This window comes from Streptomyces sp. AcH 505 (assembly GCF_000818175.1).
In the GTDB taxonomy this organism is placed as follows: domain Bacteria; phylum Actinomycetota; class Actinomycetes; order Streptomycetales; family Streptomycetaceae; genus Streptomyces.
The window spans coordinates 2119824-2123930 of the sequence record NZ_JTIY01000001.1 but is presented as its reverse complement, the minus strand read 5'-3'; the positions used below and the strand labels follow the sequence as shown (position 1 = coordinate 2123930).

The following is a 4107-nucleotide window of genomic DNA, read 5'->3' as shown; positions in this document are numbered from 1 at the left end:
CGGCGGCGGGACGGCCGGTGGACGCCGTCGTGCTCGCCACCGCCACCCCCGACCACCTCTGCCCGGCCACCGCGCCCGCGCTCGCCGCCCGGCTCGGCCTCGGCACCGCCCCCGCCCTCGACATCGCGGCGGTGTGCAGCGGTTTCGTCTACGGACTCGCCGTCTGCCAGGGCCTGGTGGTCTCCGGCCTCTTCGAGCGGGTGCTGCTCGTCGGCGCCGACGTCTACTCGGCCTGGCTCGATCCGCAGGACCGTTCCTCCGGTGTGGTGTTCGGCGACGGCGCGGGAGCCGCGCTGGTCGCGGCCGGCCGGACCGGCGATCCCGGCGAGCTGCTCGCCTTCGACCTCGGCAGCGACGGCACGGGATACGACCTGATCACCGTGCCGGGCGGCGGCGCCCGCTCCCGGGCTCGCTCTGCGGTTACGGCCGAACCGCCCCCGGCGGGCGACGAGTTCTTCCGGATGCAGGGCCGCGCCGTCTATCAGCACGCCGTCGAGCGGATGACCGGCTCCTGCCGCTCCCTGCTGGACGAGGTCGGCTGGGCGGCGTCGGACGTCGACCACTTCGTACCCCACCAGGCCAACGCCCGGATCCTGCGCTCCGTCGCCGACCGGGTCGGTATCGCGGCGGAGCGCTGCGTCATCCATCTCGACCGGGTCGCCAACACCGGCGCCGCGTCCATCCCGCTCGCCCTGGCCGACGCGGCGGGCCGGGGCCGGTTCCACACCGGCGACCGGGTTCTGCTCACGGCCTTCGGCGGCGGTCTCACCTGGGGCTCGGCGGCGCTGCGCTGGCCCGCGCCCGCGCCCCAGAGCGATGTCGCAGAGAACGACACCGCTCAGGACGACATCGCTGAGAACGACCTCGCTCAGAACGACGAAAGGAACGAATCATCGTGACGAAAACAGCCGGCTCGGTGGCGGTGACCGGGGTGGGCGTGGTGACCCCGGCAGGCGCCGACGAGGAGTCCTTCTGGCAGGGCCTGTGCGCCGGGCGCTCGGTCGCCTCCCGGCTGCCCGAACTGGCGGGGCAGCCGGTGGACTTCGGCTGCGCGGTCGGGGGCACGGGCGGCGGAGGTCGTGACGGCAGCGGCGGCAGCGGCGGTACCGGTGGCTTCGATGTGGACGCTGCGGTCGGCGGCCGGTCCGGCTGGCGGATGGCCCGGTTCGTGAAGCTGGCGCTGATCGCGGCGCGCCAGGCGGTGGCCGACGCCGGACTCGACCCGAAGACCTGGGACGGCAGCCGGGTCGGCGTGGTGCTGGGCGTCGGGGTCGGCGGCGTCTCCGTACTCGTCGACAACGCGCTGAAGCTGCACGAGCAGGGGCCTGACGCGGTCTCCCCGCTGCTGGTGCCGATGATGATCCCGAACGCGGCGGCGGGCGAGGTCGCCATCGCGCTCAAGGCCCAGGGCCCCAGCCTGGCACCGGCCACGGCCTGCGCCTCCGGGGCGACGGCCATCGCCGCCGCCAAGGACCTGCTGGCGACCGGCCAGTGCGACCTGGTCGTGGCGGGCGGCGCCGAGTCCGTACTGACGCCGCTGGTGGTGACGGCCTTCGCACGGCTCGGCGCGCTGTCCCGGCGTACGGACGACCCGGCGGGCGCCTCGCGGCCCTTCGCCGCCGACCGCGACGGGTTCGTGATCGGCGAGGGCGCCGCCATGCTCGTACTGGAACGGGAGTCGGCGGCGCTGGCCCGCGGCCGGGCGCCGCGCGCGCTGCTGGCAGGCGCGGGGGCGAGCACCGACGCGTACCACCCGACGGCTCCCGAGCCGACGGGCCGTGGCGCGCAGGCGGCCGTCGAGGCGGCGCTGGGGGAGGCGGGCTGGAACGCGTACGACGTGGAACACGTCAACGCGCACGGCACGTCGACCCCGCTCAACGACGCGATGGAGGCGGCGCTGATCAGCCGGGTCTTCCCGCACCGGCCGCCGGTCACGGCCGCCAAGGGCGTGGTGGGACACACGCTGGCGGCGGCAGGGGCGATCGAGGCGGTGGCGACGGTGCTGACGCTCCAGCACGGTGTCGTCCCGCCGATCGCCAACCTGGACGCGCCGGACATCGACATCGCCGACGATCTCGACCTCGTGGTCAAGCAGCCGAGGCGGCAGCGGGTGGAGACGGCGGTCAGCCACTCGTTCGGTTTCGGCGGGCACAACGTGGCGCTGGCGTTCCGCCGCGCCTGAGGTCTCTTGTCGTGGCACCCGGCCGGGCGAGGTCGCCGGCCGGGTGCTCCGCCGTGTTCCGTGTTCCGCGCTGTGTTCGCTGTGTTCTGCGTTCCGCTGCGCCGAACGGCGGGGTGAAACCGCTGATCCGGGTGGTCGACACCCAAGTGGACGAGGTATACGGCCGAACGAATGTTTCACGCGCGGGAGTGCTGAAGTGTCGTTTCTTCAGCGATTCCCTGTCGTTCTCCTCGCGTGACCGTGATGATCAACAACACCGCCGTGGGCCCGTCCCGCCCCGGCCTCGGCTCAGCCCCGGGCGCTGTCTCCGGACCTCTGTCCGGACCTGTCTCCGGACCTGTCGCCGGACCTGTCGTCGCCCGGCTGACCGACGTGCTGTTCGGTACGGACTTCCACCGCGAGCACGCACCGTGGCGCAGGATCGCCGCCGCAGAATCGTTCCGCCAAATGGCCGCACCCGGCAGTCCTGGCGCCTCGCCCCAGGAGCGCCTTTCGCGTGCGTACGCGCGGCTGCGCACCGTCAATGACACCCTCGACAGCCCGGCGGCGCTGGCCGCCGACCCCCGGGGCCTCGCCGCGCTCCACGAGTGGCTGGGCCCGGTCGATCCGGCCTTCACGACGGTCGCCGGAATCCACTACAACCTGTTCCTCGGCAGCCTGCTGGACCACGACGGCGGGGTAGGCGACGCGCCGGGCGGCCGTGATCTGACGGACTTCCTGACGCTGCGCCGCGTCGGCACCTTCCTCTGTACGGAGGTGGCGCACGGCAACGACGCGGCGGCCGTCGAGACCACAGCCACGTACGACCGCGAGCGGGCCGGATTCGTGCTGCACACCCCGCACGCGGGTGCGCAGAAGTTCATGCCCAACACCAGCCCGGCCGGCGGCCCCAAGAGCGGCGTCGTCGCGGCCCGGCTGCTGGTGGACGGCACCGACCACGGGGTCTTCCTCTTCCTGACGCCGCTGACCGACGCCGTACGGGCACTGCCGGGCGTACGGGTACGGCGGCTGCCGCCACGTATCGGCAGCCCTGTCGACCACTGTCTGACCTCGTTCGACCACGTCTTCGTCGGCCGTGACGCGCTGCTCGGCGGAGCCCAGGGCCGGCTCGGCGCGGACGGCGGGTTCAGCAGCGCGCAGCGCAACCGCCGCCGACGGTTCCTGGCCTCCATCGGGCGGGTTACCCCGGGCAAGCTCTCGATGAGCGCCTGCGCCGTCGGCTCGGCGCGGACGACGCTGGCGCTCGCCGTGCGGTACGGCGGGAACCGGCTGATCAGCGGCTCGCGGGCGGCGGACCGGATCCCCGTCATCGCGCACCGCACGCACCACGGCCCGCTGGTCGAGGCGCTGGCGACGGTCTTCGCGATGACCCTGCTGCACCGTACGGCCCTCGCCGCGTGGGAGTCGCACACCGAGAAGACGAAGGCCGAGGCGGAGCGGCTGGTCGCCGTCGCGAAGGGCTGGATCACCTGGCAGGCCAGGGACATCATCCTGGAGTGCCGCGAACGCTGCGGTGCGCAGGGGCTGTTGGAGACCAACGGCATGACGGACCTGATGGCCGGCATCGAGGGCGCCATCACGGCCGAGGGTGACAACGTCGCGATCTACACGAAGGCGGCGGCGGAGATGCTGTTCGCCGCCGGGGGCCCGGCGGGGACGGAGACCGCGGGCCCGGCGCGGACGGACCTCGCGGGCTCCGGCGCCTACAGCGACACGGGCCGTCTCCGGGACACCGGCCATCTCCGTGACACCAGCTACCTCACCGAACTCCTCGGCGAGGTCGAGGAGATGTGGCTGTCCCGCGCCCGCGCCCGGATGGGCGGCGTACCGCACGGCGACCCCGTCGCCCGCTGGAACGCCGCGTCCGGCGCCGCCCTGCGGGCCGTCGAGGCACACGCGTACCGGCGGGCCGCCGAGGCGGTCGC

3 protein-coding genes are annotated in these 4107 nt (G+C 73.9%); all 3 read left to right on the top strand.

Annotation, left to right across the window (positions count from 1 at the left end; all coding sequences use genetic code 11):
• Window positions 1–899 (top strand): beta-ketoacyl-ACP synthase 3 (locus HY68_RS09800; protein WP_078863513.1); only part of this gene is annotated, 899 nt, incomplete at its 5' end.
• Entirely contained in the window at window positions 896–2182 is a 1287-nt protein-coding gene (locus HY68_RS09795; RefSeq protein ID WP_241778519.1) for a beta-ketoacyl-[acyl-carrier-protein] synthase family protein, read from the top strand. The genes HY68_RS09800 and HY68_RS09795, both read left to right, overlap by 4 nt.
• Before the next feature lie 243 nt (window positions 2183–2425).
• Window positions 2426–4107 (top strand): acyl-CoA oxidase (locus tag HY68_RS09790; RefSeq protein ID WP_241778518.1); only part of this gene is annotated, 1682 nt, incomplete at its 3' end.